23 protein-coding genes are annotated in these 23,354 nt (G+C 60.3%); 13 read left to right on the plus strand and 10 right to left on the minus strand.

Annotated features, from left to right (window positions below; translation table 11 throughout):
* Positions 1-66: 66 nt before the first annotated feature.
* Genes BMX92_RS15470 through BMX92_RS15500 form a run of 7 tightly spaced genes read left to right on the plus strand, consistent with a single transcriptional unit; the run spans position 67 to position 6,467 of the window.
* Positions 67-1,221: a glycosyltransferase family 4 protein gene (locus tag BMX92_RS15470; RefSeq protein WP_093018075.1), complete on the plus strand. Its 1,155-nt coding sequence runs from the start codon at positions 67-69 to the stop codon at positions 1,219-1,221.
* Positions 1,214-2,185, plus strand: a complete 972-nt coding sequence (locus BMX92_RS15475) for a glycosyltransferase (RefSeq protein WP_093018077.1) — start codon at positions 1,214-1,216, stop codon at positions 2,183-2,185. The genes BMX92_RS15470 and BMX92_RS15475 overlap by 8 nt, the downstream gene beginning before the upstream one ends.
* Entirely contained in the window at positions 2,182-3,228 is a 1,047-nt protein-coding gene (locus tag BMX92_RS15480; RefSeq protein WP_093018079.1) for a glycosyltransferase, read from the plus strand. The genes BMX92_RS15475 and BMX92_RS15480 overlap by 4 nt, the downstream gene beginning before the upstream one ends.
* On the plus strand, positions 3,225-4,352 hold the full coding sequence (locus BMX92_RS15485) for an acyl-CoA dehydrogenase family protein (RefSeq protein WP_093018081.1): 1,128 nt from the start codon (positions 3,225-3,227) through the stop codon (positions 4,350-4,352). Before BMX92_RS15480 ends, BMX92_RS15485 begins: the two co-directional genes overlap by 4 nt.
* Positions 4,352-5,041, plus strand: a complete 690-nt coding sequence (locus BMX92_RS15490) for a PIG-L deacetylase family protein (RefSeq protein WP_093018146.1) — start codon at positions 4,352-4,354, stop codon at positions 5,039-5,041. Before BMX92_RS15485 ends, BMX92_RS15490 begins: the two co-directional genes overlap by 1 nt.
* On the plus strand, positions 5,038-5,625 hold the full coding sequence (locus BMX92_RS15495; protein ID WP_093018083.1) for an SAM-dependent methyltransferase: 588 nt from the start codon (positions 5,038-5,040) through the stop codon (positions 5,623-5,625). The genes BMX92_RS15490 and BMX92_RS15495 overlap by 4 nt, the downstream gene beginning before the upstream one ends.
* Positions 5,622-6,467, plus strand: a complete 846-nt coding sequence (locus BMX92_RS15500; protein ID WP_177185077.1) for a glycosyltransferase family 2 protein — start codon at positions 5,622-5,624, stop codon at positions 6,465-6,467. Before BMX92_RS15495 ends, BMX92_RS15500 begins: the two co-directional genes overlap by 4 nt.
* 36 nt (positions 6,468-6,503) lie before the next feature.
* Here the strand turns inward: BMX92_RS15500 and BMX92_RS15505 are convergent, their stop codons facing one another.
* On the minus strand, positions 6,504-6,956 hold the full coding sequence (locus BMX92_RS15505; RefSeq protein ID WP_093018086.1) for a PA2169 family four-helix-bundle protein: 453 nt from the start codon (positions 6,954-6,956) through the stop codon (positions 6,504-6,506).
* 206 nt (positions 6,957-7,162) lie between these two features.
* Here BMX92_RS15505 and BMX92_RS15510 point away from each other — a divergent pair, with 206 nt between their 5' ends.
* From BMX92_RS15510 to BMX92_RS15525, 4 genes are all read left to right on the plus strand, one after another.
* Positions 7,163-7,420: a hypothetical protein gene (locus BMX92_RS15510; RefSeq protein WP_093018148.1), complete on the plus strand. Its 258-nt coding sequence runs from the start codon at positions 7,163-7,165 to the stop codon at positions 7,418-7,420.
* A 7-nt stretch (positions 7,421-7,427) separates the two neighbouring features.
* Entirely contained in the window at positions 7,428-7,721 is a 294-nt protein-coding gene (locus BMX92_RS15515; RefSeq protein ID WP_093018088.1) for a DUF3253 domain-containing protein, read from the plus strand.
* Positions 7,722-7,863: 142 nt separating this feature from the next.
* Positions 7,864-8,349 carry an HWE histidine kinase domain-containing protein gene (locus BMX92_RS15520; protein ID WP_256213463.1) on the plus strand — a complete coding sequence of 162 codons (486 nt, stop codon included), beginning with the start codon at positions 7,864-7,866 and terminating at the stop codon, positions 8,347-8,349.
* A gap of 113 nt (positions 8,350-8,462) precedes the next feature.
* On the plus strand, positions 8,463-11,180 hold the full coding sequence (locus BMX92_RS15525) for a type II toxin-antitoxin system ParD family antitoxin (protein WP_093018092.1): 2,718 nt from the start codon (positions 8,463-8,465) through the stop codon (positions 11,178-11,180).
* A 196-nt stretch (positions 11,181-11,376) separates the two neighbouring features.
* Here the strand turns inward: BMX92_RS15525 and BMX92_RS15530 are convergent, their stop codons facing one another.
* The 4 genes from BMX92_RS15530 to BMX92_RS15545 all read right to left on the minus strand — a co-directional run bounded on the left by BMX92_RS15530 (position 11,377) and on the right by BMX92_RS15545 (position 15,234).
* A complete protein-coding gene (locus tag BMX92_RS15530; protein ID WP_093018150.1) occupies positions 11,377-12,243 on the minus strand; it encodes an exonuclease domain-containing protein in 867 nt (288 codons plus the stop codon).
* Between the two features lie 74 nt (positions 12,244-12,317).
* Positions 12,318-13,088, minus strand: a complete 771-nt coding sequence (locus BMX92_RS15535; protein WP_093018094.1) for an SDR family NAD(P)-dependent oxidoreductase — start codon at positions 13,086-13,088, stop codon at positions 12,318-12,320.
* 42 nt (positions 13,089-13,130) lie between these two features.
* Complete coding sequence (locus BMX92_RS15540) at positions 13,131-14,024, minus strand: SDR family oxidoreductase (protein ID WP_093018096.1); 894 nt, start codon at positions 14,022-14,024, stop codon at positions 13,131-13,133.
* Between the two features lie 67 nt (positions 14,025-14,091).
* On the minus strand, positions 14,092-15,234 hold the full coding sequence (locus BMX92_RS15545) for a Gfo/Idh/MocA family protein (protein WP_093018098.1): 1,143 nt from the start codon (positions 15,232-15,234) through the stop codon (positions 14,092-14,094).
* 188 nt (positions 15,235-15,422) lie between these two features.
* Between BMX92_RS15545 and BMX92_RS15550 the strand changes: the two genes are divergently transcribed.
* The gene (locus tag BMX92_RS15550; RefSeq protein ID WP_093018152.1) at positions 15,423-17,174 is read left to right on the plus strand and encodes a glycoside hydrolase family 15 protein; all 1,752 of its coding nucleotides are present in this window, start codon (positions 15,423-15,425) and stop codon (positions 17,172-17,174) included.
* A gap of 363 nt (positions 17,175-17,537) precedes the next feature.
* A complete protein-coding gene (locus BMX92_RS15555) occupies positions 17,538-17,717 on the plus strand; it encodes a hypothetical protein (RefSeq protein ID WP_093018154.1) in 180 nt (59 codons plus the stop codon).
* Between the two features lie 64 nt (positions 17,718-17,781).
* Here the strand turns inward: BMX92_RS15555 and BMX92_RS15560 are convergent, their stop codons facing one another.
* Genes BMX92_RS15560 through BMX92_RS15580 form a run of 5 tightly spaced genes read right to left on the minus strand, consistent with a single transcriptional unit; the run spans position 17,782 to position 23,288 of the window.
* Positions 17,782-18,282: a DUF1543 domain-containing protein gene (locus BMX92_RS15560; protein WP_093018100.1), complete on the minus strand. Its 501-nt coding sequence runs from the start codon at positions 18,280-18,282 to the stop codon at positions 17,782-17,784.
* Positions 18,279-19,958 carry an FAD/NAD(P)-binding protein gene (locus BMX92_RS15565; protein ID WP_093018102.1) on the minus strand — a complete coding sequence of 560 codons (1,680 nt, stop codon included), beginning with the start codon at positions 19,956-19,958 and terminating at the stop codon, positions 18,279-18,281. Before BMX92_RS15565 ends, BMX92_RS15560 begins: the two co-directional genes overlap by 4 nt.
* The gene (locus tag BMX92_RS15570; RefSeq protein ID WP_093018104.1) at positions 19,955-20,731 is read right to left on the minus strand and encodes a transglutaminase-like domain-containing protein; all 777 of its coding nucleotides are present in this window, start codon (positions 20,729-20,731) and stop codon (positions 19,955-19,957) included. Before BMX92_RS15570 ends, BMX92_RS15565 begins: the two co-directional genes overlap by 4 nt.
* Entirely contained in the window at positions 20,728-21,210 is a 483-nt protein-coding gene (locus BMX92_RS15575) for a hypothetical protein (RefSeq protein WP_093018106.1), read from the minus strand. Before BMX92_RS15575 ends, BMX92_RS15570 begins: the two co-directional genes overlap by 4 nt.
* Positions 21,207-23,288 (minus strand): catalase, encoded by a 2,082-nt coding sequence (locus BMX92_RS15580; protein WP_093018108.1) that lies wholly within the window; start codon positions 23,286-23,288, stop codon positions 21,207-21,209. Before BMX92_RS15580 ends, BMX92_RS15575 begins: the two co-directional genes overlap by 4 nt.
* Positions 23,289-23,354: the final 66 nt, after the last annotated feature.

The raw sequence follows: 23,354 nt of genomic DNA on the forward strand, positions 1-23,354 counted from the left end.
CGTCCATTTCTATCGAAGGCCGGCTACATGCCGGCCCTCCTTGCCAACCTGTAAGGACGACGCCAGATGCGGATCGGCATTATCGCACACCTCAAATATCCGATTGCCGAGCCATTTGCGGGTGGATTAGAAATGCACACGCATCTCCTCGCCCGGTCGCTACGGGATCGGGGACATGCCGTAACCATATTCGCCTCTTCGCGATCGGAGCCTGGTCTGGGCCTGGAAGCGATCTGTTCGGAGACGGCAATCAGCACGGTGGGCACGGCAGAGGCGCCGGACGTGGCCTTCTTCAAGGAGCATCATGCCTATCTCAGTCTCATGAGTGAGCTTCGCCATCGGCGTTTCGACGTCATCCACAATAATAGCCTGCATTATATCCCGGTAACGATGGCCGACAGTCTGCCGATGCCGATGGTGACCACGCTGCACACACCGCCTTTTTGCTGGCTCGAGAGCGGCATTCGCCTGTGCCGGGCGCGCAACAGCGCATTCGTCGCTGTTTCCAATGCCGTTGGCACATTATGGAACCATGTTCTGCCGGCCGACTCGGTCATCATGAACGGCATCGACCTTGATCGCTTCTCTTTTCACCCTGTGCCTGACGCGGAGGCCTATCTGGTCTGGTATGGGCGGATAGTCCCGGAAAAGGGGCTGCACCTCGCGATCGCGGCCGCAAAACAAGTCGGATTGCCACTCAGGATTGCCGGACCGATCCTCGACGAAGTTTATTTTCGAGTGCAGATTGCCCCGCATCTGGGTGTCGACGCCATCCATGTCGGCCACCTTGCACATGGAGAGCTTGCAAAACTGGTCGCCGGCGCACGCGCTTTCATGTGTACGCCTCTCTGGGAGGAGCCGTACGGACTAGTCGTGGCCGAGGCGCTTGCCTGCGGCGTGCCGGTAGCCGCTTTTGCCCGCGGTGCGATACCCGATATTCTGGATGATTCGTGCGGCGTGTTGGCTGTTCCAGATGACGTCGACTCGCTGGCGCGGTCGACCTTGGCGGCGCTGTCGCTTGATCGCCGCGCATGCCGCCGTCGCGCCGAGCAGGTCTGCGACGCTGGCCGTATGATCGATGCCTATGAAGCGCTCTATCGCAGGCTTGTCGTGGGCGGTGACGCTCGGTTGCGACTGGTGGGCAAGACGCGCGAAGATTTGCTGCCGCCTGCGCTCACTCAACAATCCAAGACTGTGATGGAAGCCCCGTTACATGGCTGAACCGGCACACCGCCTTGCCTCACTGGATTGCGGCACGTCGCCGGTTTCTCTGTGCGTGTGTGTCCCGGCGCGCAATGAAGGTGAGCGGATTGCTACATTGTTGGACGCCATCGCCGTGCAGTCGTGGCCCGGCATTATCTGCGTCTCGATTGCCGTAAACAATACGACGGACGACAGCCTGGAGAGGATTGGCGAAGCACGAACGCGTCATGCCGGCCGACTAGATATCCGGGCCGTAGTGGCCGAATTCCCGGCGGCTTTGGCGCATGCAGGATCTGCGCGGCGATTAGCTATGACAGAAGGGCTTCGGTCCCTTTCCAGCCTTGAGGCAGGAATTCTTGTCAGCACGGATGCGGATGTACGCCCACCTGTCGATTGGCTGAGCAACATTGCGACGGCTTTCGGGCGAGGCGCTGATCTTGTTGGTGGAAGGATCGTCATCGACGAAGAAAATGAGCCTTTGCCGCCATCCGTGACGCAGTTGCAGCGGGCATGGGATGAGTATTGGTCGAAGGTGCGCGAGATCGAGGATCGTATCGATCCTGTTATATGGGACCCGGCGCCGCGACACGGCGATCATACAGGCGCATCCCTCGCCATTCGAGCAGCCTTATATCTCGCTTGTGGCGGCGTTCCACTCCTTGCGACTGGGGAAGATCGCGCGCTGGTCCAGGCGGCCGTCGCCATGGGGGGCAGGTTGGCGCATCCTGCCGATGTCTATGTCCGTGTCTCACCCAGAACCGATGGGCGCGCCGAAGGTGGCATGGCAGCGGGAATGCGTGCCCTGTTCAAGGCAGCAGAATCGAAAAACCCACCCATGGCGCCAGCCTTCGACCATTGGATCGAGCGTGCGACATGGCGCAAATCCATGCGCCAGCGTGCCGATGGCGGTGCGAACATCGCGCACCATGAGGCGTGCCTTCCGCCCATGCCACACGATATGCAACTGGAGGCAGGACGATGAGCCTCCGGCCGATCGGCTATTATGTCCATCATCATGGTGCCGGGCATTTGGCCCGCGCGCGCGCCATCGCCAATGCGTCAGCTGGCCGTATCGTCCTTATTGGGACAGGGATTGGTTCACTGGGTATAGACCTTGCCGATGATCGCCTCGACACCGGTGCGTTCAATGGCGCAGATGGATCTTATTGCCGGCCCGACAGCCTGCGCTATGCTCCGCTGGATCATGAAGGCATCCGTTCGCGGATCGCGACGATCGCACGGTGGATCGACATTCATAGGCCCGCCCTCATGGTCGTCGATGTGTCTGTTGAAATCGCCATGATGGCGCGTCTGGCGTCTGTCCCGATTGTCTATGTCCGGTTGAACGGCGATAGGACCGACCGGCCCCATCTGGATGCATTCCAGGGTGCTACGGCGTTGATGGCACCCTTTCATCAGGATCTGGACGCGGCCTCCATCCCGACATGGGTGCGAAAAAAGACGCGCTATCTTCCCGGCATCACAACAGGCCGTCCAACCCCTACGAGAAATGCCGATCCCACGATCCTGATCGTTGTGGGTCGCGGAGGTCAGTCCGGCGATGGCGAAGCCTTCGCACAAGCCGCCCGATGCTGTCCGCAATGGCATTGGCGGGTGATCGGACCATGCTCGATACCGCACGATCCTCCCTCGAACCTAGCCATCCTTGGCTGGGTGCAGAATTCCGATCGTGAGATTGCCCGTGCGACCTTGGTGGTTGGGGCAGCCGGCGATGGATTGGTGGGCAGCGTGCTTGCCGCCGATCGTCCCTTCGTCTGCATAGCCCAGGACAGGCCTTATGATGAGCAACGCGCGATGGCACAACGGCTGGGGGAAGTCGGCGCGGCCCTGATTGCTGACAGTTGGCCCCAGCCTGAGCGGTGGCAACAGCTGATACGCGATACGCTGGCATTGTCGCCAGCGGCCCGACAAAAGTTGCACGATCCCAATGGCGCGCGCAGGGCTGCCGAATGGCTCGACGTGGTAGCGGGCGCGCCCTGCCCTGGACAGGAGGAGGCCGCATGAGCATCGCTGATGTAAAGCCGATAGAGAGCAACATGCCGGCGCAGCGGGCGCAAGCCATCGCAGAGCATCTCGGTAACCTTGGTACACGCTATGATGCCGCTCCTGTATTTCCAATCGAGAGCGTGAAGCTGCTGCGGGGAGCCGGATTGCTTCACCCATTCGCGCCGATCAGTGCCGGCGGCGACATCTTTCCCGACCGTCAGTCTCAATATATGACCATGATGTCTGTCCTGCGCATCATCGGACGTGCCGACCTTAGCGTCGGGCGGCTGTATGAAGGGCATCTCAACGCGCTTTTGCTGTTCGACTGGTTTGGCACGGCTGTTCAATGCGCGGTCCTGCACCAGCAATTGCACGATGGTGCGCTGTTCGGCGTCTGGGCGACCGAACCACCGCCCGGAGTGCGCCTCAGCGGCGCAAACAACAACTGGACACTGGACGGTGCCAAATCCTTTGCGACCGGCGCGGGCGGGCTGACCCATGCGATCATCACGGCGCAACCATCGGGTGGTCCAAGGCAGCTTGTCATCGTTCCGGCGGATGAAGCCGCGCGAACGGACCTGTCGCAATGGCGCATGCGCGGCATGCGCGCGACAGGAAGCGGGATGTACGATTTGAGTGGCCTGTCCGTTGGACCTGACGCTCTTCTGGGAAACGGCGGCGACTATGATCTGGAGCCAGACTTCACGACTGGTGCGTGGCGTTTTACCGCTGTCCAGCTCGGCGGTGTCGAGGCGCTGTTAACCGAGACACGCGCCGCCATGACGACAGCAGCCCGCGAAGATCCGTTGCAGCGTGTCAAATTTGCCGATGCGGTCGTTGCGGCACGATCTGCTTATCTGTGGGTTCGCGAATGCGCCACCCGCGCAGCGGCGGGTGACGAAGATGGTCCGGCGTTCGCCCGCATGACCCGTGGCGTCGTCGAACGGGCAGCGCTTGATGTTATGGAATTGGCAAGCCGGATCATCGGCACGCGCAGCGCCATCGATGGGCAACGTATCGACAAGATCATCCGGGATCTAAGCGTCTATTTGAGACAGGCCGGACCCGATTATGCAAAGGATCAGGCAGCGATCGCATGGCTCGATCATGATGCCTGGGGCAGCGGAGATGTCCTATGGTGATGGGGCGCATCGGCGCACATTCCCTGACAGCAAGGCCATGGCGTGCCCTTCGCTGGCTCGTCATTGCCCCGCACCCTGACGATGAAACGCTGGGTACGGGCGCACTCATCGCCCATATGGCCAAAGCAGGAAAATTCGCTGGTCTTGTCTATCTGACCGATGGGTCGGGGTCGCATCCGCTTAAAGATGGGAAAGCAGGCTCGATCGTCGCTGCCCGTCAGCGCGAGGGCCGGCGGGCGTTGCGGCGCCTTGCAGGCTTACAAGTCAAAGCGCCCTTATGCCTTGGATGGAAAGACGCAACGCCTGAAGTCCCAGGTTCGGTGCTTTTCGGCAGAAGTTACCGCAAACTTGCTGCGTTGTGCGGACGACTACGCGTAGATGTCCTGGCGACGACTGCCCCTCACGAGCCGCATTGCGACCATATTGCGGCAGCTGGCCTGGCACATGCCGTCAGGATCAGGTCGCGGGGCCGGATTACCGTCGCTGAATATTGCGTCTGGGGTGAGGCACCTAGTAGCCTAACCCACAAGACGCTTATCACGCCGTCCATGTCGCCGGGCGTCAGGCGCTACGCCCTTGCAGCCCATCGAAGCCAGCTTACCGCCTCGCATGGCCCTGGTTTTCGTCTGCCTAAAAACAAGCGATCGATGGCGCCGCACGACCTTCTTTACGTCAGGAAGCGCCCATGAACCGACATCGAACGACCCTGGACGCGGATTATTTCGAGCGCATGTTTAGCGGGACGAGTGACCCGTGGGATCTGGAAACCAGCTCTTACGAGCAGGCGAAGTTCGAGGACAGCATAGCGGCACTTGGCGACCGGAACTACGCCAGCGGTTTTGAAGTGGGTTGCGCCAAAGGAATGCTGACCTTGAAACTCAGCGCCTTATGCAAAGCGCTGCTGTCCATCGACGTGAGCGAAACCGCGCTGGCAGCCGCTAAACAGCGCACGGCCCATCTCGATCACGTCACATTCGAGCAAATGGCTTTTCCTCGAACGGCACCCTCCGGGCAGTTCGAATTGATAGTCCTGTCCGAGGTCGCATATTATTGGGACGATATGGACATTGGTCGTGCGGCCGAGTGGCTGGAAGCGCATCTCCTTGTTGGCGGTGACCTCCTGCTCGTGCATTTTACCGAAGACACCGACTATCCACAAAGCGGTGACGACGCGGTCGCCAAGCTGTCTGGATCACTGACCAACGCGATGACGGTGGTCACCGCTTACCGACGGCCACGCTATCGTCTCGATCTGTGGCGGCGTGCCCTGTGAGCATCAGCGTTCTGACCATCGTCAAGAACCGGGAGGGCCATCTTGCCGAACTGGTGGAAGGGTTAAGGCGCAGCGTTGTTCTTCCTGATGAACTTGTCATTGTCGATATGGGCAGCACGCCTGCCCTGATCGCACCTAAAGCCCCATTCCCGATTCGCCTGGTTACGCTGGAGCGGACCGGCCTGCCGCTCGCCGCCGCTCGCAACGCTGCGGCGCACACAGCAATGGGCGAGCATCTTCTCTTTCTGGATGTGGACTGCATACCCATGCGCCACCTTTTAGGGGAAATGGACGATGAGCTTGAACGCGCCGACGCACTAATCTGTGCGGAAGCCTTATATCTGGGTCCAACAGACGTTCGTGATGGGTGGGAAGAAGATCATCTCAAGCTATCAGCCAAATCCCATCCCATCCGCGCATTCCCGGCGAAAGGCATTCGAGAGGAGGCCAATGTCGGGCTCTTCTGGTCATTGGTTTTCGGCATCCGTCGGAATCGGTTCACTGACCTGCAAGGTTTTGATGAAGCCTTTGATGGCTATGGCGCGGAGGATACGGACTTTGGCTTCCGGGCGCGGGATGCAGGCATTCCGCTCCTGTTCAAAGGCGGCGCTGGCGCTTTTCACCAGCATCATGAGGTATTTGACCCTCCACTCCAGCATCTGGAGGACATCGTGCGTAACGCGCAGCTTTTTCGCGATCGCTGGCAATTCTGGCCTATGACAGGGTGGCTCGATGCCTTTGCGAAAATGGGCCTCATCGCCATGACGGACAATCGCATCATCCTGCGCCGGACAGCTAATGCCGCTGAACTTTCAGGCGCCCGGCGGTCATCGGCATTCTAGGCATCGAAGGCGGCGGGTTGCCCCGCCGCCACGCATTCAACGTTCCATCGAATGCTTGATGTCGCGAATTTCGTCATGGCCCGCCTTGACCGACGTGTAGGCTGAAGCGACGAGCGTCTGCACAGCGGACGAGAGCTCCCGATCTTCGAGCGCATCTTCATATTTGGCCTTGATATGATCTTCGCCGGCCTCGACCTCGTTGATGATCGCCTTGTCATCATGGCCGGTAACGACGGATTTGAGATTGAGGAAAACGCGATGCGCGCCTGCCAGGATGGTGCCGTCATCCTCGGGTTCACCGCCCAGAGAGGAAACGTGCTGCTGGAGCTGTGAAACCAGCGGGCGGCGTTCACCGGCAAGGCCGTTGAACAGTGTCACAAAGCCAGAATTTTCCGTATTTTTTGCAGCTTCCGTATAGCCTTCGACGCTATCGAGCGTGGTAGCGATCAGGCTGTTGAGCGTTGAAATGTCATGGCTGAGTTCGGTCATGGGACATCCTCACTATGGACCCGCCGCCAGACGCGGCTGTCTCGGGATCTGAACGACCAATGGTCGGGAAAGACTCTTTCTAGAATCGGAAATTAACTTGCGTCAGTGCGATAGTTGGCCGGACCGAAGGCCCCATGAGCTGCGTTGACCAAAGATACGAGATGCACTTTACCTATACACGATAGGCAAATTGCTGAGGGATGACCATGGAACAAAATTACGCGCATGGCCGGCGGGATGGTCTGCGGCTGGCGCTGTCGATCCTGACGGCAGAAGAAGCAAAATGGGCAACATTGTTGGGAGAAAGCCCATCGTGGCGCACCAATGCCACGCGTGAGGTGCGGTACAAGACGTTGAAAGTCGCGCAACAGCGTCTGCGTACGGCGCTAAACCGCCTCACGCCCAAATCCGATCACGCCATCGATCCCGAGGTCGCCTCGGCCCTCGAGGAAATCGGGCTATAATTCTGTCATGACCCACGACAACATGCCTGCCCCGTCAGACGATGCGCGTACCGCTGTGTTGGAACTGCTCGACCGCCGCTCGGACCGGGTGACAATCTGTCCAAGCGAAGTGGCAAGAGCAATCGCCAGCAAAGCCGGCGCCGACCCGACGGAACAGGACTGGCGTGCGGTAATGCCGGTCGTTCGCGCCGCGATCGATCAGATGGTGGACGATGGGCTGATCGAACTGAATTGGAAGGGAAAAAGCATGCCATCACGCAGCGGCCTCGACCGGATCGGTCGAGCGCACCGCGAGGACTGAACTGCCTTCACCGCATAAGACCGGCGACGCGCAGAGCATCGTGGATGATTTTTTCGACGCCAGCCTTCCCGGATAATATCGGGCGCGCAGGTTCGGACGGCAACGGTTCCAAACGGCCTGATTGCCAGCCTGTTGATGGGATCTGCAAAGAAATCCACATCATTCCGAATTTGCAGAGCAGATGACCGAGAGACTTGTCGGCCTCAGCCGCGCCCAAGTTCTCTTTGCCGAAACCGACACCCCTTGCGATCTTAACGACCTTGTTTCGGCCCTCGTCGAACCGTTCAGCAATGAGCATTACGGCGTTGAAATCGAACGTCTGCCAGCATGTACGATCGACAAGGGGAGAGCCGATGCGATCGCCCTGGTCATCGGGGAGCTGACCGTCAACTCGTCCAAACATGGCGCGATTAAATATGGTGGTTCAGTCAAAATCTGCGGGGAAGCAGATGATCGGTCATTGTCCATCTTCTGGGCGGAGCATAGTTTCGCGCCGGTCGTCGAGCATGTACGCGATGGCGGCCAGGGCCTTGCCCTCATCGGGCGGATCATGCGCGCGCGCAGCGGCACCATCGACACGGCATGGCGCGATGATGGTTTGGACGTCACGCTGACCTTCGCGCTCTGACCCTTCGACTGATGATTGCCTGATCCAGCACATCCAAATTTGCGTTCGACGTTCTGATTCCGATTGATGTGCCAGTTATTGACACAGCACGGCAAGGCGGTAATCCACCGCCTATGCCCAATCGCCTTTCCAGAAACGTCTCCCTCACGCCAGAGCTTGATCGCTTTATCGAGACCCGTCTCGAGATTGGCGATTATGGTAATGCCAGTGAGGTGGTACGCACCGCGCTCAAACTGCTGCGTGAGCGGGAGGGGGTCGGTTCGGGCGATCCATTTGGATGGCTGCGGGGGCGTGGCACCTGCGTTGACCTGATGCGCCAGCAGGATTGGACGGCCACTCAGCTTGGCAGCCCGGCTCGATGGTCAGCGCAACTGCGGGCCACAGTAAACAATGTCCTCAATTCGCCTGTCCCCAAGGTACTGATGTGGGGGCCAGATCACGTCATGATCTATAATGACGGCTATGTCGCCATAGCCGGGGATTATCACCCCAGGGCCATGGGTGGCACCGTGCCGGGCATCTGGCCCGAAATCTGGGATTTCAACCACGAGATCCTGGCTTCAGGGTTCCGTGGCGAGGTGGTCTCGCACCGCGATCAGCCCATGATACTCAACCGCTATGGGACGCCGGAGGAGGTCATTTTCGACCTCTTCTATACGCCTATATATGATGAGGATGGCAAGGTCGGCGGTGTCATGTGCACCGTTATCGAGAATACCGAAAAGGTAGAAGCGCAGCGCGCTTTGGCCAAAAGCGAACATGAGCTGCGGATCATCACGGACTCGCTGCCGGTCCTGATCTCTTATGTCGATACAGAACATGTCTACCGCTTTGCCAACAGTTTCTACGAGGACTGGCTGGGTACACCGCCATCCCAGGTCATCGGTCGGCATATTCGCGATGTCGTCGGCGAGAAGACCTATGCCGACCGCCTGCCGCTGATCGAGCGGGCGATGGCAGGCGAGTGGGTGGTCGCCGATACCACGATGCCCCACCATTCCGGCCAGGATCGCGCGGCCGAGGTTCGCTACATCCCTCGGGTTGAAGCGAACGGCTCGGTTTCCGGCTTCCATGTGCTGGTATTCGACATTGAGGATCGCGTTCAGCGCGAGGCTGCGTTAGAGCGCCTGATCCAGCACCGCGAGCGCGCAGAGGAACAACTGCGCCAGCTCAACGAGACGCTGGAAACACGCGTCATCGAGGAAATCGCAGAGCGCCGCCAGGCTGAAGCGATCCTGGCCCAATCGCAGAAGATGGAAACGATCGGCCAGCTGACCGGCGGCGTTGCCCATGATTTCAACAATCTCTTGCAGGTCGTATCGGGCAATCTCCAGCTGCTGGCCCGCGACATCGCCGACAATGAGAAGGCGCAGACGCGTGTCGCCAACGCAATGGCCGGCGTTACCCGGGGCGCCAAGCTCGCCGCCCAGCTTCTGGCCTTTGGCAGGCGGCAGGCGCTTGAGCCCAAGGTGGTGAATGTTACACGCTTCGTACGCGATATGGACGATATGCTCCGCCGCGCTATCGGTGAGGGCATCGAGATAGAGACCATCGTTGCTGGTGGGCTCTGGAACACATTTGTCGATCCGGCACAGGTCGAGAACGCACTGCTCAATCTCGCGATCAACGCCCGGGACGCGATGGATGGACAGGGCAGGCTCACGATCGAGCTCGGCAATGCCAGCCTCGACGATGATTATGCGCGTACCCATAGCGAAGTCGTGGCCGGTCAATATGTGATGCTGGCTGTTACCGACACCGGCACGGGCATTCCGGCCGATATTATCGACAAGGTTTTTGACCCGTTCTTTTCGACCAAGAGCGAGGGCAAGGGATCGGGTCTTGGGCTTTCGATGGTCTATGGTTTCGTCAAACAGTCTGGCGGACACATCAAAATCTACTCCGAGGTTGGCGAAGGCACGACCATCAAACTTTACTTCCCCCGCTCGGTGGAAAATGAGGATGTGGAGGTCGAACTTGACAGCGGGCCGATCCGCGGTGGCAGTGAAACCGTACTGGTCGTCGAAGATGACGATGCGGTTCGCGCGACGGTCGTCGAGATGTTGAGCGACTTGGGCTATGGGGTCCTCAAGGCTGTTGATGCCAGCAGCGCTCTGAGCGTCATCGAAAGCGGCATCCAGATCGACATGCTGTTCACCGATGTCGTCATGCCCGGGCGCCTCAAGAGCGCGGAACTGGCGCGCATGGCGCGCGAGCGCCAACCAGACATCGCCGTGCTGTTCACCTCAGGCTATACAGAGAATTCGATCGTCCATGGCGGTCGCCTGGATGCCGGCGTCGAACTTCTTTCCAAGCCCTATTCCCGTGATGCCCTCGCGCGCAAATTCCGGCACGTTCTGGCAAATCAGCGGCAACGCAACCTCGCCCGATTAATGCCTCAGCGAGCAACGCCGACCGAGCCATCCTCGCGTCGGAAGGCCCTTGTTTTGATTGTTGAGGATGACGCACTCATCCTGATGAACACGGCGGAAATGGTGAAGGAACTGGGACTGACCGTGATCGAGGCAATGAGTGCCGAAGACGCGATTTCCGCGCTTCAGACCACCCATGTCGACGTGCTGATCACCGACGTCAATCTACCGGGAATGGCTGGGCCCGAACTGGCTGCTCAGGCGCGCGCGCTCCTACCTGAAATAGGCGTGATTTTTGCTACCGGTGATACGCAACTGGAATTTGATCGCGCCGATCCCAAGGTTGCTCTCCTTGCAAAGCCATATGATGGAAAGGCGCTTGCAGAAGCTATTTCTGGTGCAGGTATCGATCTTATGTCCACGTCGACACCGTCTCGCAAAGACGCCAAATCCAGTTAGCGCGCAATCTCCGCGTTGACCGGGCGAACGCCTGCGCGCCCGGTCAATAACTCATAGCATTGGGTCAGTCTGTGACGGGCATGGCCGATTTAACATGGCCCGTTCTTCTGCCAGGATCCCACCCATGCATCCGATGCGAGCGTCCTTGGTCAATGGTCTGCGTCAATGCAGACGCGTGGGCTAACCGGTGAAACTCTTACAAGGGCAGTGCTTTGAGCAGAGAGGCTGCCGACACGATCTGGATATCGGAACCTGACGCTCGATATGCCTCAGCCCTTTTGAACTGCGCATCGTAACGGACATAGCCGAACGGCTCATCTGCCGCGACGACCAGCATCGTCGTGGTCGCGCCGACTGACGCCATGATCTTCCCACCATTGGCCGCAATGCGCTGCGCCAATGGACCGTCACGCGGCTCGCCAAGGATGGCAATGCGCTGGCCCTTGAGCATCCCTCCGGTCGCTGGCCTTGGCAAAGGCGGCGGACGTTTTCTGGGCGGTGGCGCCAGCCAGTCGGTCAATTGCGAGCCTGTATGGTCGATCGCCTTTACGATGATCATCCCTGCCGCGCGGGCATCGCTTAGTGCATCATGATGTTTGAGCGGGATACCCAGATGCTTCGCCACGATGTTGAGCCGGTGACTGGGAAGCTCGGGCCATACGCGCTTGGCAACGCGCACACTATCGAGCCATGTCGTCTCGACCATCGCGCGGTCATGGACCAGGCAGGCTGCGGCGAGGGCCCCTTTATCGAAATAGGAATGGGCAACGGTCGTGCGACCACTCAAATGACTGTGCACGACGGCATGGACATCGGCAAAGCAGGGTTGGCCCACGACATGCCTGGCGGCAATCCCGTGAATGCGCGTGTTGAAGCTGCTGAAATGATCCCGCGGGTCGACCAGCGACTCATACTCAAAGGTGACTGCGCCATTGCGGAACCCGACGATACCGATCTGGCAGATGCTACTGACGCGGGCGCATGCCGTTTCGACATCGATGACCACGAAATCCGGCTCTTTGCTTTCGTCATCGCCGGGATCGGTTGGATGGGGTGGGAACATGGAGGGGCCATAGGCGGTCTCAAACCCAATGTCCAAGCGCTCTGCTGGCAATGGCAGGGTTGCAAAGTCCCACCTCAGTGCGCGTAGATCATCTTGCGCGTCATGCCGCCATCAACGGCAATTTGCTGACCGGTGATGAAGCCGGCGCCATCGGATGCCAGAAACAGGACAGTTGCGGCGATGTCGGCGGGTTCCCCAACGCGACCAACCGGGTGCTGCTCCCGATCGATCGCACGATGCTCTACGGCTTCACGCGTTTGCGCTTTCGCCCAAGGCCGCGTCTCGATCCAGCCAGGCAGGATGGCGTTGACCCGGATGTCGGGACCAAGGCTGATTGCTAGAGCATGGGTGAGAGCGCATAAAGCCCCCTTGGCCGCCGCATAGGCTTCTGTATCGGGCTCCGATTGGATTGCGCGGGTCGACGCCATGATCACGATCGACCCCTTGCTTTGCCGCAGCAGGGGAACGGCGGCACGAACCATCAAAAAGGCGCCCGTTACGTGGCTGTCCTGCCATGCCTGCCATTTTTTGAGCTCAAGCTGCTCGATCGGGCCGTTGAGCGGATCAGCAAGGCCCGCATTGGATACGAGCAGATCAATGCCGTGGGCCGCGTCCCCTTCCCTATTCCATTCGATGATCTTCTCGAACGCCTTTTCGATGTCGCGCTCGCTGGCGACATCGGCACGAATGACGATAAGGTTTCCCGATGGTAGTTCGCTGCTCAAGCCACGAACCGCCTCGGCGTCGCGATCAAGCACCGCCACGCGCCAGCCTTGCGTCAGCAGAGCCTGGGTGATGCCCTTACCAATGCCCTGCGCCCCGCCCGTTACAATTGCCGTTTTCATAATATATCTAGTCTCCAGACGACAGGCGCAGGAAGTGCGTGCTCAGGCTATGCCGGCGCCGCCGGTCACACCAAAAACTTCGCCGGTGATGTAGCTGCCCTCCTGGCTCGCCAGCAGTACATAGACAGGGGCAATCTCCACCGGTTGTCCAGGGCGTCCAAACTCGCTCTGCTTGCCGAACTCCATCACCTTTTCCTGCGGTTGGCCACCGCTAGACTGCAACACTGTCCAGAACGGACCAGGCGCAACGACATTGGCGCGAATGCCCTTTTCGATCAGCTGTTTGGCCAGAGCCTTGGTGTAAGCAACAATTCCTGCCTTCGTCGTAGCGTAATCAAGAAGAATGGCGGAAGGTTCGTACGCCTGCACCGAGGCTGTGGTGATGACTGAAGCGCCAGCGGGCAAATGCGGCACCGCTGCCTGCGCAATCCAGTGCATGGCGTAGAGATTGGTCTTCATCGTGCGGTCGAAATCATCCGAGCTGACCTCGTCGATCGCGTCGCGATATTGTTGCCGGCCGGCACTGATAACCAGAATATCGAGGCCACCTAGTTGTTCGACGGTCTGGGCGACGAGGTCGCGGCACCAATTTTCATCCGTGATGTCGCCCGGCAGCGCGATTGCCTTTCTCCCTTCCGCTTCGATCAGCGCAACCACGGCTTTGGCGTCTTCTTCCTCGGCCGGAAGATAAGACAGGGCGACATCGGCACCTTCACGGGCATAGGCGATGGCGGCCGCGCGACCGATGCCGGAATCCGCGCCGGTCACAAGTGCCTTACGGCCCGTCAGCTTGCCCGATCCGACATAGCTTTCCTCGCCGTGATCGGGCTTGGGATTCATCTGTGCGGCAATGCCAGGAACGGGTTGTGGCTGCTTGGGGAAGGGCGGCACGGGATATTGGGTGCGGGGGTCCTGCAGGGTGAGGCGATCGGCCATCGGGGGCTCCTTGTTCAATTGTGCGATAGGTAGGCCACGAGGCCTGATTGGGCTGTCGATCGTTCGATCACTCCTTCCCGCGTGCGGGATTGGAGGCACCGACCAGTTCGGGCGGCTTTTTGAGGCCGAGCGTTTCTTTCTGCGTATCGGGGTCGATCTGACGATGGCGCCTGAAGGGTTCGAGCTTCTGAGGCTGACCGGTTTCCAGGCTTTTGAGAATGCCGGCGATCACCCGCACATCGGCAAAGCCTTCTTCGCCGTCTGGTTCGGGCGCGCGATCGTTGAGAATGCAGTCGGAGAAATAGCGCAGTTCGCCGCCAAACTGGTCCGTCGCCTTGTGCGGCACATGCCGACGCTCATCGCCGATAACGACATGCTGCTCCAGACCCATGCCGAACATAAAAGCGGGGTTCATCTGGATGCTGCCCTTGGTGCCCACGACGAAAAAGCTGTCGATTGTGTTGGCAAAGTAGGAAACGGTGAATTGCGCCAGCCGTTCGCCGGGGAAACGCAGCGTGACAGCGACGGTATCGTCCAGATCGCCGAAGCCTGCTTCAGGATGGCGCGTGGCGACAGCGGAAACGACTTCGGTAGGTTCACTGTCAAAGCAATATCGCGCCGCATTGATCGGATAAGGCCCCATGTCAAACAATGGGCCGGCCAGCACGCCATTCTTGGCACGATGATTTTTGGGATCGAGCATCTGCGCGAATGTGGAGGTGAAGGCGATCGTCTGTCCAAGCTCGCCCTTCTGGATACGCGCGATTGTGTCGAGAGTCGCCGGTTCGAAATGCAGCCGATACGCAACCATCAGCTTTGCGGCTGAAGCCTTTTCCGCAGCGAGAATCTCAAGTGATTTTTCCAGGGATATTTCGAGCGGCTTTTCTACCAGTACATGGATGCCCGCTTCCAGCGCAGGGATTACGAACTCGGCGTGACGCCAGTTAGGCGTCGCGACATAGATAGCGTCGATCGTGCCCGATGCCAGCAGGGCGTCGAATTGATCATAGCTATAACCGCCATCGACATCATATTTGTCGCACAAGGCGCGGAGCTTCTCCGGGTCGCTGGAAACAAAGGCCGCGATCGTCGAATTGCCGGTATGGGGAACGCCGGGCAACATCGCCTCCTGCGTGATGTCGCCCAGCCCGACAAAGGCGTAACGGACCTTTTTGTCCGATCCGAAACCGAAGGCGGATGCGACGCTCATATCTTTCTCCTGATGGACAGATGAACCTACGCAACGCCTGTCGACGGGATCGTCTCCATGGAAAAATGGCGGATCGGGCGCCTGTCTCATGAGTTGTGCCTGCATCCCGTCAAGTCGAACCCCAGGATATTGCCATCGTCACGCTACCTCATGATCGTCTCCAGGCACGTCGCAACGAAGAGGGCTATTTGGCTCTTGAAGACTATGGCGCGCTGGGTGACGGACGGTCGGTTGCGCTAAGCGGCGCCGACGGTTCGATCGACTGGTGGTGCGTACCCAATCTGGATTCGCCGCCCTTGTTCGACCGCCTGCTTGACCCGGCCGATGGCGGGTATTTCAGCATCGAACCAACCGAGGCCTATCGTGTCGAACGGCGCTACAGGCCGGAAAGCAATGTGCTCGAAACGACATTCGCAACAGCCAGCGGCAAGGCGCGGATTGTTGAGTCGATGAACAGCGGATCGGCCGGCCGACTGCCCTGGTGCGAACTGGCGCGCCGCATTGAAGGCCTGGAAGGTCGGGTGCATTTCAGGATGCAGCTTCGCCTCGGGCGGCGAGCCGACACCGTCTCACCCTATATGCAGGTAATAGGTGGTAATGATGTCTTCCATGTCGGGCGGGTGCTTGGATTGTGCCTGCGCAGCCAGGGTGTGACGATCACCATGAAAGAAGACGCAGGGCTATGTGCGTCGGTCAGCATTGCGGCCGGCGAGCAGGAAATCATTGCGATTGTGGCGGGTGAGGATGAGCCGCTGGTGGTCCCTACTATTGCGGAAATCAGCGCAAGGATCGACACATCGGATGAGGAATGGCGCGTGTGGGCGAGCAAGATCGTTCACGAAGAGCCAAGTCGCCCGCTTCTTATCCGCAGCGCGCTTGCGCTCAAGCTACTGCTTTTCTCGCCAAGCGGCGCGATCGCTGCAGCGGCCACCACGTCGCTGCCTGAACGTATCGGCGGCGACAAGAATTACGACTATCGCTACGCTTGGGTTCGCGATGCAGGCTATACCATCAAGGCGTTCTTGCGCATTGGGGCGCAGGCCGAGGCAAAGGCGGCGCTCAGCTGGCTGCTCAAGCAACTTGAAGAACATGGCCCGCGTGTCTGCTATTCGATCTGGGGCGGCGCGGTTCCGGACGCACGATCTGTCGCCGTGCCGGGCTATGGCGCTTCCTCCCCTGTACGCGTCGGCAATATCGCAACAGCTCAGCACCAGCACGGCGTTTATGGCGACATATTCGAGACGGCGTCCCGCTTCGTTGAAAGCGGCAATATTCTCGATTCCCGCAGCGCCGAGATATTGTCCCATCTGGCCGACGAATGCGCCGACCTTTGGCGACAGAAGGACAGTGGCATGTGGGAATTGCCGGACAAAGAACATTATACCATGTCGAAGATCAGCTGCTGGCAGGCGCTGGCGCGGGCGGTTGAACTAGCCGACGATGGCCATCTGCCGACCACCTGCCGGGACCGTTGGGCACGCGAACGTGACCGGGTGGAAGGCTGGATCGCTGAACATTGCTGGTCCGAAGCGCTGGGCGCCTACACTTTCTACCCAGGAACGGATCGGTTGGATGCCTCGATCGCGTTGGCGGTCCGCTTCCGGTTCGACGGGACGGATCGTCTGCGCCGCACGATGGAGGCAATTGACCGTGAGCTTGGAAGCGGTCCCTATCATTATCGCTACAGCGGGATGGAACAGGAAGAAGGATGCTTCCTGGCCTGCACCTTCTGGATGGTTGAGGCCTGGGCGCTTCTGGGCGAAAAGGCGAAAGCCGAACAGATGTTCGACAGCCTCATCGATGCGCTGGACTTGGGCTTAGGCGTTTATCCAGAAATGGCCGATCCTGTTTCAGGTCGCTATCTTGGCAATATGCCGCAGGGTCTGACGCACCTGGCATTGGTACAAGCGCTGACAATCTTTGTGGATGAGACACAGTGAAGCTGAGCCGTCTGCTTCCAATCACTCCGAAAATGGCTTCGCGAAGCGGAACATAGATGTTTTCAAAAGGGCAGTGAGGGCCCAGGCAATTTTCGACGATTTTCAAACGCATGTTAGGCGTCTCTCCGAGCCGTTATTGCCACCCATGTACATGCCGATTGCATGGTTCTGGTAGTCCGATACCGGAATGCGTCGTTCGCCGGTCGGGCTTGGAACGACAGCCTCCATCAGGACCTGCACCATCAGTGGCTAATAACGGCTCATCCTATCTACCTCCACCCACCGCAAACAGACGGTGCTGTGGAACGAGAACATTCGCGAGAAGTTTAGTTCAACAGACCAAAAATGCACAAGGAGAGTGACATGAGCATCGAAGGAAAGGCCAAGGAAGCCGCCGGCTACGTCAAGGAAGAGTTGAACGAGCACGGCAAGACACCCGAAGCGCAGAAGAAGGCGCAGGAGGGCCGCGATCTGCGGAATGAAGGGCGGGTCGAAGACGGCAAGGCGCCGAAGACCACGCCGGTCGGAAGCGACGCGGAGTAACCTCCCGCCCAGTCTCAAGCAAAGCGCCGCCCCTCACCGGGCGGCGTTTTCGTTTAGCGCACATCTATTTCAGCGGGATGTAACGGCAGATGAAGGGCGGCTGACCTAAAGCAGCGTGGGGCGTCAGATGAATATGCAGCCCGTCACCGATGAGCCCGTCGAGCGCGAACGCCTTCTCGGCTTCGTAGATGTCGTCGCGGTGCGCATCCTTCCAGTCTGAAATGGTCGCGAGCCCGCGAACCTTCGCCTCCTTCATGGAGGTGGCCACCACAAACATATTCCGATGCTGCTCAGCGAAGTCCTTGCCATCATAGCCGCCAAGATTAACGAACCACAGCTTCTCGCGAGCACCTGACGGTTCTGGCCGCAGGTCGACGGTCCAGCCATCGGCATGGCTGATCTCGGCGTAGCAATCGACGTGAAGCGTCCCCGGTGTGCCCCACCACTCGGCCCGGAGTTGGTCATGGGTCGCTTTGATCGTCTTCGCGACCACGAACCGAACGTCGTGAATCTCGATGTTCGCCGAGGGATGTTCGCCGCCGATGTAGATCGCCCAGAGTTTCACGAGGCCCTCTCCTCATCCCCGAACGCTTTGCCCTGTCGGTCTCTCATCGCATCAGCCGCCTGCGCCAGAGCCGCTCCGACCGTCCCACCCAACTCATGCGAACTGGTGATGCCCTGAACGAAGGGATGGCGTTCGAGGATGAACGGGATGCTGAGACAGAAAAGCCGATCGCGCGCCGGGTGATCGCTCACCGGATGGAAATCCTCGTCTACCACGATGCCCTTTATGCCCGGCGCATCGTCCTCTGCTGCGTCACGGATGACATCCTGCTCGAGCAATGTCGGAAACGGGAACTTCTCGGCTTCCAGCGGCCGCTGCCCGGTCGCGTCGATGAAGGCCGGAAAATGCCGACGCTCGCCCCCGACGGTGACGACTGCGCCCCGCTCCGACCCACCTGTATAGATCCTGTGATCCTCGCCCAGCGCGATGACCGAGAGATGTCCGGCGCGGTGCAACGCCAACAGCCGTTCTATCGAGAGATGCGGAACGGTCGCATACTCATCGACGAACACGGGCTTCAGATAGCGGTTGAAGCGCTTGAGCGCCTCCTCCTCAAGATGGGGCACGATCAGTCCCAGCACCTCGTGCATGCGCAGGATCGCATAGCGCCAGGGCACGGTATATTTCCGCTCGAAGTTTTCCCGCGCCTCGGCGACATTGGCAACCGCCCACTCGAATGGATCGGCGGCAACGCGGTCGGCGAAATAGCGGTCGGCGAAGTCTTCAAGCGATAGCTCGGAGAGCCCGACCTTATCCGCATAGCCCGGATCGGCGGCGGCCAATTCCGCCCGGAACAGATCGTAGGATCGGTCGAGCAGATGGGCGCAGTCCTCCGCGATCAGCCGTTCGATTGCCTCGGGCGTGCAGGTGGACAGCGGCTCGAACGGGATCGGATAGTAGAAATCGGCCTCGGGGAGCAGGCCCTTACGCGACATCATGGTGATACACAGCTTCTCGGCGCCTGGATGGATGCGGTAATCGATCGCCTCACCCTCGGTCTCGATCATCGTGCCGTGCGCGACGGCTAGCGCCACCGCAGCGTCGATCGCCGTTAGCGAGCTTCCACGGATCCCGATCGATACCGGCGGGATGCGCTGCAGCGCCGTCGCCGGCCACGGGCTCAGGAAGTAGCCGGGCCGCACCTCGGGTTCCTCCGGCCACTGATGGCCGGTCGCGAGCACGACGCGGTCGTAAATTCGTTCGCACGCCTCGCCATGACGCGGCTCGACCGACAGATGCAGGCCGTCATCCTCGGCGAGGATGTCGGTCACCCTGCAACTCGTGGCAATCTCGACGCTAATCCCTCGCTTCCGGGCCTCGTCGATCAGGCCGTTGAACTGATCGAGGAAATACTCGCCTAGAGCGACGCGCGGATAGAAGGCATGGTCGTCGATCTGATCCGGATCGATCCCAAGCCGCACCAGCCGCGCGCGAGGCTGCCGCTCTAGCCAGTCGATCAATGTCTCGCTGATCGGCGGGATCTCGATGGATGCGATGTTCGAGAGCATCGCAGGGTCGTTCCATCCCGGCCGGTAGGGCGTGCCAAGGCCAGCGCGAGGCTGCTCCTCGTAGATCGTGACCTGGGCCGTGCCGCTGATCTCCCGCAGGAATGCGCAGAAGGTGTAAATGGTGGTCGGGCCGGCGCCGACAAACGCGATCGAGAAGGGTGTCGTCATACGGCGGCAACCTCGACGCTCTGGCTGTTCATGACAGCGGTCCCGAAGGCCGTCAGGAACGCTACATCCGCGGCGTCGCGACCGATCCCGATCTTCGCCATGTCGCGCTCCTTGGCCATGCCCGTCGCATCGACCAGATGCCATTCCCCGCCCAGAAAGACCTCGGCGACCGCATGGAAGTCGGGCGGCTCTACGCCAAGCGCATATACACTTGCGATACGAGCCGGGATGCCGGCGGCACGGGCGAAGGTAATCATGACATGGGCGTAGTCCCGGCATATGCCCTGGCGCTTTACGAAGGTGTCGAGCGCCGTCGTCTCGGACGTGCTGACACCTGGAACATAGGCAAGGTGACCAGCGATCCAATCACGCATCGCGACGATCTTCGCTCCGTCCTCGACGCCGCCGAACTCCGTTGCAACGAAGGTCTCGAACTGATCTGAGGGGCAGTAGCGTGAAGACCAGAGATACTGAACGGTCTCACCAGGCAGCTGATGCGGCGCGACGAGCGGGAGGTTGAGGCAGTTGTCCAGCACCCGCTCGATGCGGACGGTGGCGCGATAGTCGACCAGCAACTGGCCCTGCACGCGCATCCATATCCTTTCACCGATCCTGTCGTGCGAGGCGACGCGCGCGAAATGCTCGGTGGGCGTGATGTCGATATGCGCAGCGTCGATCACCTGTTCGGGAATCGCGGCGGCCTCGATCTGGAGGAGCACGTCGGTCGGCTGCTCGAACCAATAGTCGAGACTGGCATGGATCGAGAGGCTCATCGTGCCCGCTCTCCCTTCAACCGCCGCGCATTGCCGGTCGCGGTGCGATGGACCGGTCCCAGAGCGCCCTTCCCCATCTTCGCCCCCGCAGTCATCACGCCAACTGCATAGTTGGCGCTCTGGCTGGCAAGCGTAGTCACCTCAGCAGCGCTTGGCATTCTCCCGGCAAGCATCATCATTCCCACCCGCTGCATCTGTGCGACCCAGGCCGTTTGCATCGCGATGGTGTCGCGGGCGATCACCTCCGCGCTGCGACTGAACGCCGCCACCTTTTCCGGCACCATCCGCGATAGCTCGACGTAGTTGCCAGTGAGGGGTGCGGCGGTCGCCGTCCGCATCATCTCCGTACGCGCCGTGATGACGTCGCCCGACGCCCTCATGGTCTCCGCACTGCGCAGCCAGGTAGATTGCATGTCGAGCCCGGCTGACACCATGCGCGACCAGGCGCTGAACGGATCGAACATCCCGCTCGCACTCATGCCAGCATCCTCAGCGAAGGTTCGCGTGCGTAGAAGCGCTGCGCGGCGGCCTTCACGAACGCGCCTTCCAGGCCAGTCACACCCCCATCGCGCTCTACCCCCGCCTTGTCGAGCAACGGCTGTGCTGCGTCGCTCGCGCCGATCGCCTTGAGATGCCCGAAAGCGTTCATCACGAAGTCGACCGCAGCTGCCTCCTTGACCAGAGCGGCACAACCTTCCTCCGACAGGATGATGGCCACCGCGTCGAAGATCTGGCTGGGCGATCCGGCGAGTTGACCATCGGCCTTCTGCATCGTTCCGTCGGAGAGCTTCGCGCCACCGACCTTGGGAGCAACCACCACCGCCTTGCCCTTGGCCTTCTTCACCGCCTTCATGACGGTCGAGAATTCGGCAGCGTCGGTCCCGTCTGCGATCAGGATGCCCACCGCACGGCCCTCGAGCGTCGCCTTCATATTTTTGTGAATCGAGAGCGCGTCCGACGGCTTCATGTCGATCGGCGTCTTTCCGGCCGGAGCCTTCTTCGGCAACTCGATCCCGAGGCCGGCGGCCACCCGCTTCGCGAGATCCTCGTCGACGTTCCGAAGATTGGCGACCATGCGGCCCGGCACTTGGTCGAGCAGGCCGACCTTCGACAGCTCGAACACGAAGGACGATGCGATATGCGCCTGCTCGCTCTCAGTCTGAGAACGGTAGAACAGCCGAGCCTGGCTGTAGTGATCGGCGAAGGTCTCCGAGCGGACCCGCAGCTTCTCGCCGCTCTCGTCCGGCCCCGTCGCGGCGTCCACCGTCGCAAACCCGGCCATAGGGCTCTCACGCGGTCCGCCCTCCACGCCATGTGCGGCGAGGCTGTTCGGCTCATAGTTGGCGCGCCCCTTGGGCACCATCGTCTGCATCTTGCCGTCCCGCTGGAAGTTGCCGAACGGGCAGCGCGGAGCGTTAATCGGAATCTGATGAAAGTTGGTCGTGCCCAGGCGCGAGTTCTGGGTATCGAGATAGGAAAAGAGCCGCCCCTGCAGCAAGGGATCGTTCGAAAAATCGATACCCGGCGGGATGTTCGATGGCAGAAACGCCACCTGCTCCGTCTCGGCGAAGAAATTGTCGACGTTGCGATTGAGGGTCAGCGTCCCGATCAACCGAACCGGCACATCTTCCTCTGGAATGAGCTTGGTCGCATCGAGCACGTCGTAGGGTTGGGCATCGGCGAAAACCTGGTCGAACACCTGGATGCCGAGATCCCACTGCGGAAAATCGCCAGTATCAATCGCCTCGAACAGGTCGCGGCGCTGATAGTCGTTGTCGGCGGCCTGAAGCTTGAGCGCCTCGTCCCAGATCGTAGACTGGATGCCGAGCCGCGGCTTCCAGTGGAATTTGACGAAACTCGCTTTGCCCGCCGCGTTGACCAGCTTGAAGGTATGCACCCCAAACCCTTCCATCGTCCGGAACGAACGCGGTAGGGTGCGATCGGACATCGCCCAAATCAGCATATGGGTCGTTTCCGGCATCAGCGACGCCCAGTCCCAGAAGGTGTCGTGCGCGCTGCCGGCCTGGGGATAACCACGGTCGGCCTCCATCTTCACGGCATGAACCAGGTCGGGAAACTTCAGCGCGTCCTGGATGAAGAAGACCGGAATGTTGTTGCCGACCAGATCCCAGTTGCCCTCACGGGTGTAGAACTTGACCGCGAAGCCCCGCACGTCGCGGGGCGTGTCGACTGAGCCGGCACCGCCTGCGACCGTTGAGAAGCGGACGAAAACCTCCGTCTTCTCGCCCTTCGTGAACACCGCGGCCTTCGACAGGTCGGAGATATCATCGGTCGCCTCGAACACTCCGTGCGCACCCGAGCCGCGGGCATGAACGATCCGCTCGGGAATGCGCTCGTGATCGAAGTGGAAAATCTTCTCGCGCAGGACGAAGTCCTCGAGCAGCGTGGGTCCGCGCGAACCGCTCTTTAACGAGTTTTGATTGTCAGATACGGGAACACCGTGGTTGGTAGTGAGGACCGCCGTGTCCAGACCTTCCGCACTCTGATGGGTCTCGCCGCCGGTGGGCTTGCTGCTGGACTTGGGTGACTTGGCCATGCCGGACTGTCCTCTCTACGCGGGCACCTCCGATCGCACCCACGCTAGTCCGCCATCACGATGCCA

Origin of the sequence: Sphingobium sp. YR768, from assembly GCF_900111125.1 — a bacterium.
Taxonomy (GTDB): Bacteria; Pseudomonadota; Alphaproteobacteria; order Sphingomonadales; family Sphingomonadaceae; genus Sphingobium.

Excerpts from the sequence above, each read along its gene's own strand:
- BMX92_RS15575 (WP_093018106.1), bottom strand. The coding sequence starts at position 21,210 with ATGAGTGCGAGCGGGATGTTCGATCCGTTCAGCGCCTGGTCGCGCATG.
- BMX92_RS15480 (WP_093018079.1), top strand. The coding sequence starts at position 2,182 with ATGAGCCTCCGGCCGATCGGCTATTATGTCCATCATCATGGTGCCGGG.
- BMX92_RS15495 (WP_093018083.1), top strand. The coding sequence starts at position 5,038 with ATGAACCGACATCGAACGACCCTGGACGCGGATTATTTCGAGCGCATG.
- BMX92_RS15565 (WP_093018102.1), bottom strand. The coding sequence starts at position 19,958 with ATGACGACACCCTTCTCGATCGCGTTTGTCGGCGCCGGCCCGACCACC.
- BMX92_RS15540 (WP_093018096.1), bottom strand. The coding sequence starts at position 14,024 with ATGGCCGATCGCCTCACCCTGCAGGACCCCCGCACCCAATATCCCGTG.
- BMX92_RS15490 (WP_093018146.1), top strand. The coding sequence starts at position 4,352 with ATGGGGCGCATCGGCGCACATTCCCTGACAGCAAGGCCATGGCGTGCC.
- BMX92_RS15475 (WP_093018077.1), top strand. The coding sequence starts at position 1,214 with ATGGCTGAACCGGCACACCGCCTTGCCTCACTGGATTGCGGCACGTCG.
- BMX92_RS15580 (WP_093018108.1), bottom strand. The coding sequence starts at position 23,288 with ATGGCCAAGTCACCCAAGTCCAGCAGCAAGCCCACCGGCGGCGAGACC.
- BMX92_RS15570 (WP_093018104.1), bottom strand. The coding sequence starts at position 20,731 with ATGAGCCTCTCGATCCATGCCAGTCTCGACTATTGGTTCGAGCAGCCG.
- BMX92_RS15470 (WP_093018075.1), top strand. The coding sequence starts at position 67 with ATGCGGATCGGCATTATCGCACACCTCAAATATCCGATTGCCGAGCCA.
- BMX92_RS15530 (WP_093018150.1), bottom strand. The coding sequence starts at position 12,243 with ATGTTCCCACCCCATCCAACCGATCCCGGCGATGACGAAAGCAAAGAG.
- BMX92_RS15545 (WP_093018098.1), bottom strand. The coding sequence starts at position 15,234 with ATGAGCGTCGCATCCGCCTTCGGTTTCGGATCGGACAAAAAGGTCCGT.
- BMX92_RS15515 (WP_093018088.1), top strand. The coding sequence starts at position 7,428 with ATGACCCACGACAACATGCCTGCCCCGTCAGACGATGCGCGTACCGCT.
- BMX92_RS15505 (WP_093018086.1), bottom strand. The coding sequence starts at position 6,956 with ATGACCGAACTCAGCCATGACATTTCAACGCTCAACAGCCTGATCGCT.
- BMX92_RS15535 (WP_093018094.1), bottom strand. The coding sequence starts at position 13,088 with ATGAAAACGGCAATTGTAACGGGCGGGGCGCAGGGCATTGGTAAGGGC.
- BMX92_RS15555 (WP_093018154.1), top strand. The coding sequence starts at position 17,538 with ATGAGCATCGAAGGAAAGGCCAAGGAAGCCGCCGGCTACGTCAAGGAA.
- BMX92_RS15525 (WP_093018092.1), top strand. The coding sequence starts at position 8,463 with ATGCCCAATCGCCTTTCCAGAAACGTCTCCCTCACGCCAGAGCTTGAT.
- BMX92_RS15510 (WP_093018148.1), top strand. The coding sequence starts at position 7,163 with ATGGAACAAAATTACGCGCATGGCCGGCGGGATGGTCTGCGGCTGGCG.
- BMX92_RS15485 (WP_093018081.1), top strand. The coding sequence starts at position 3,225 with ATGAGCATCGCTGATGTAAAGCCGATAGAGAGCAACATGCCGGCGCAG.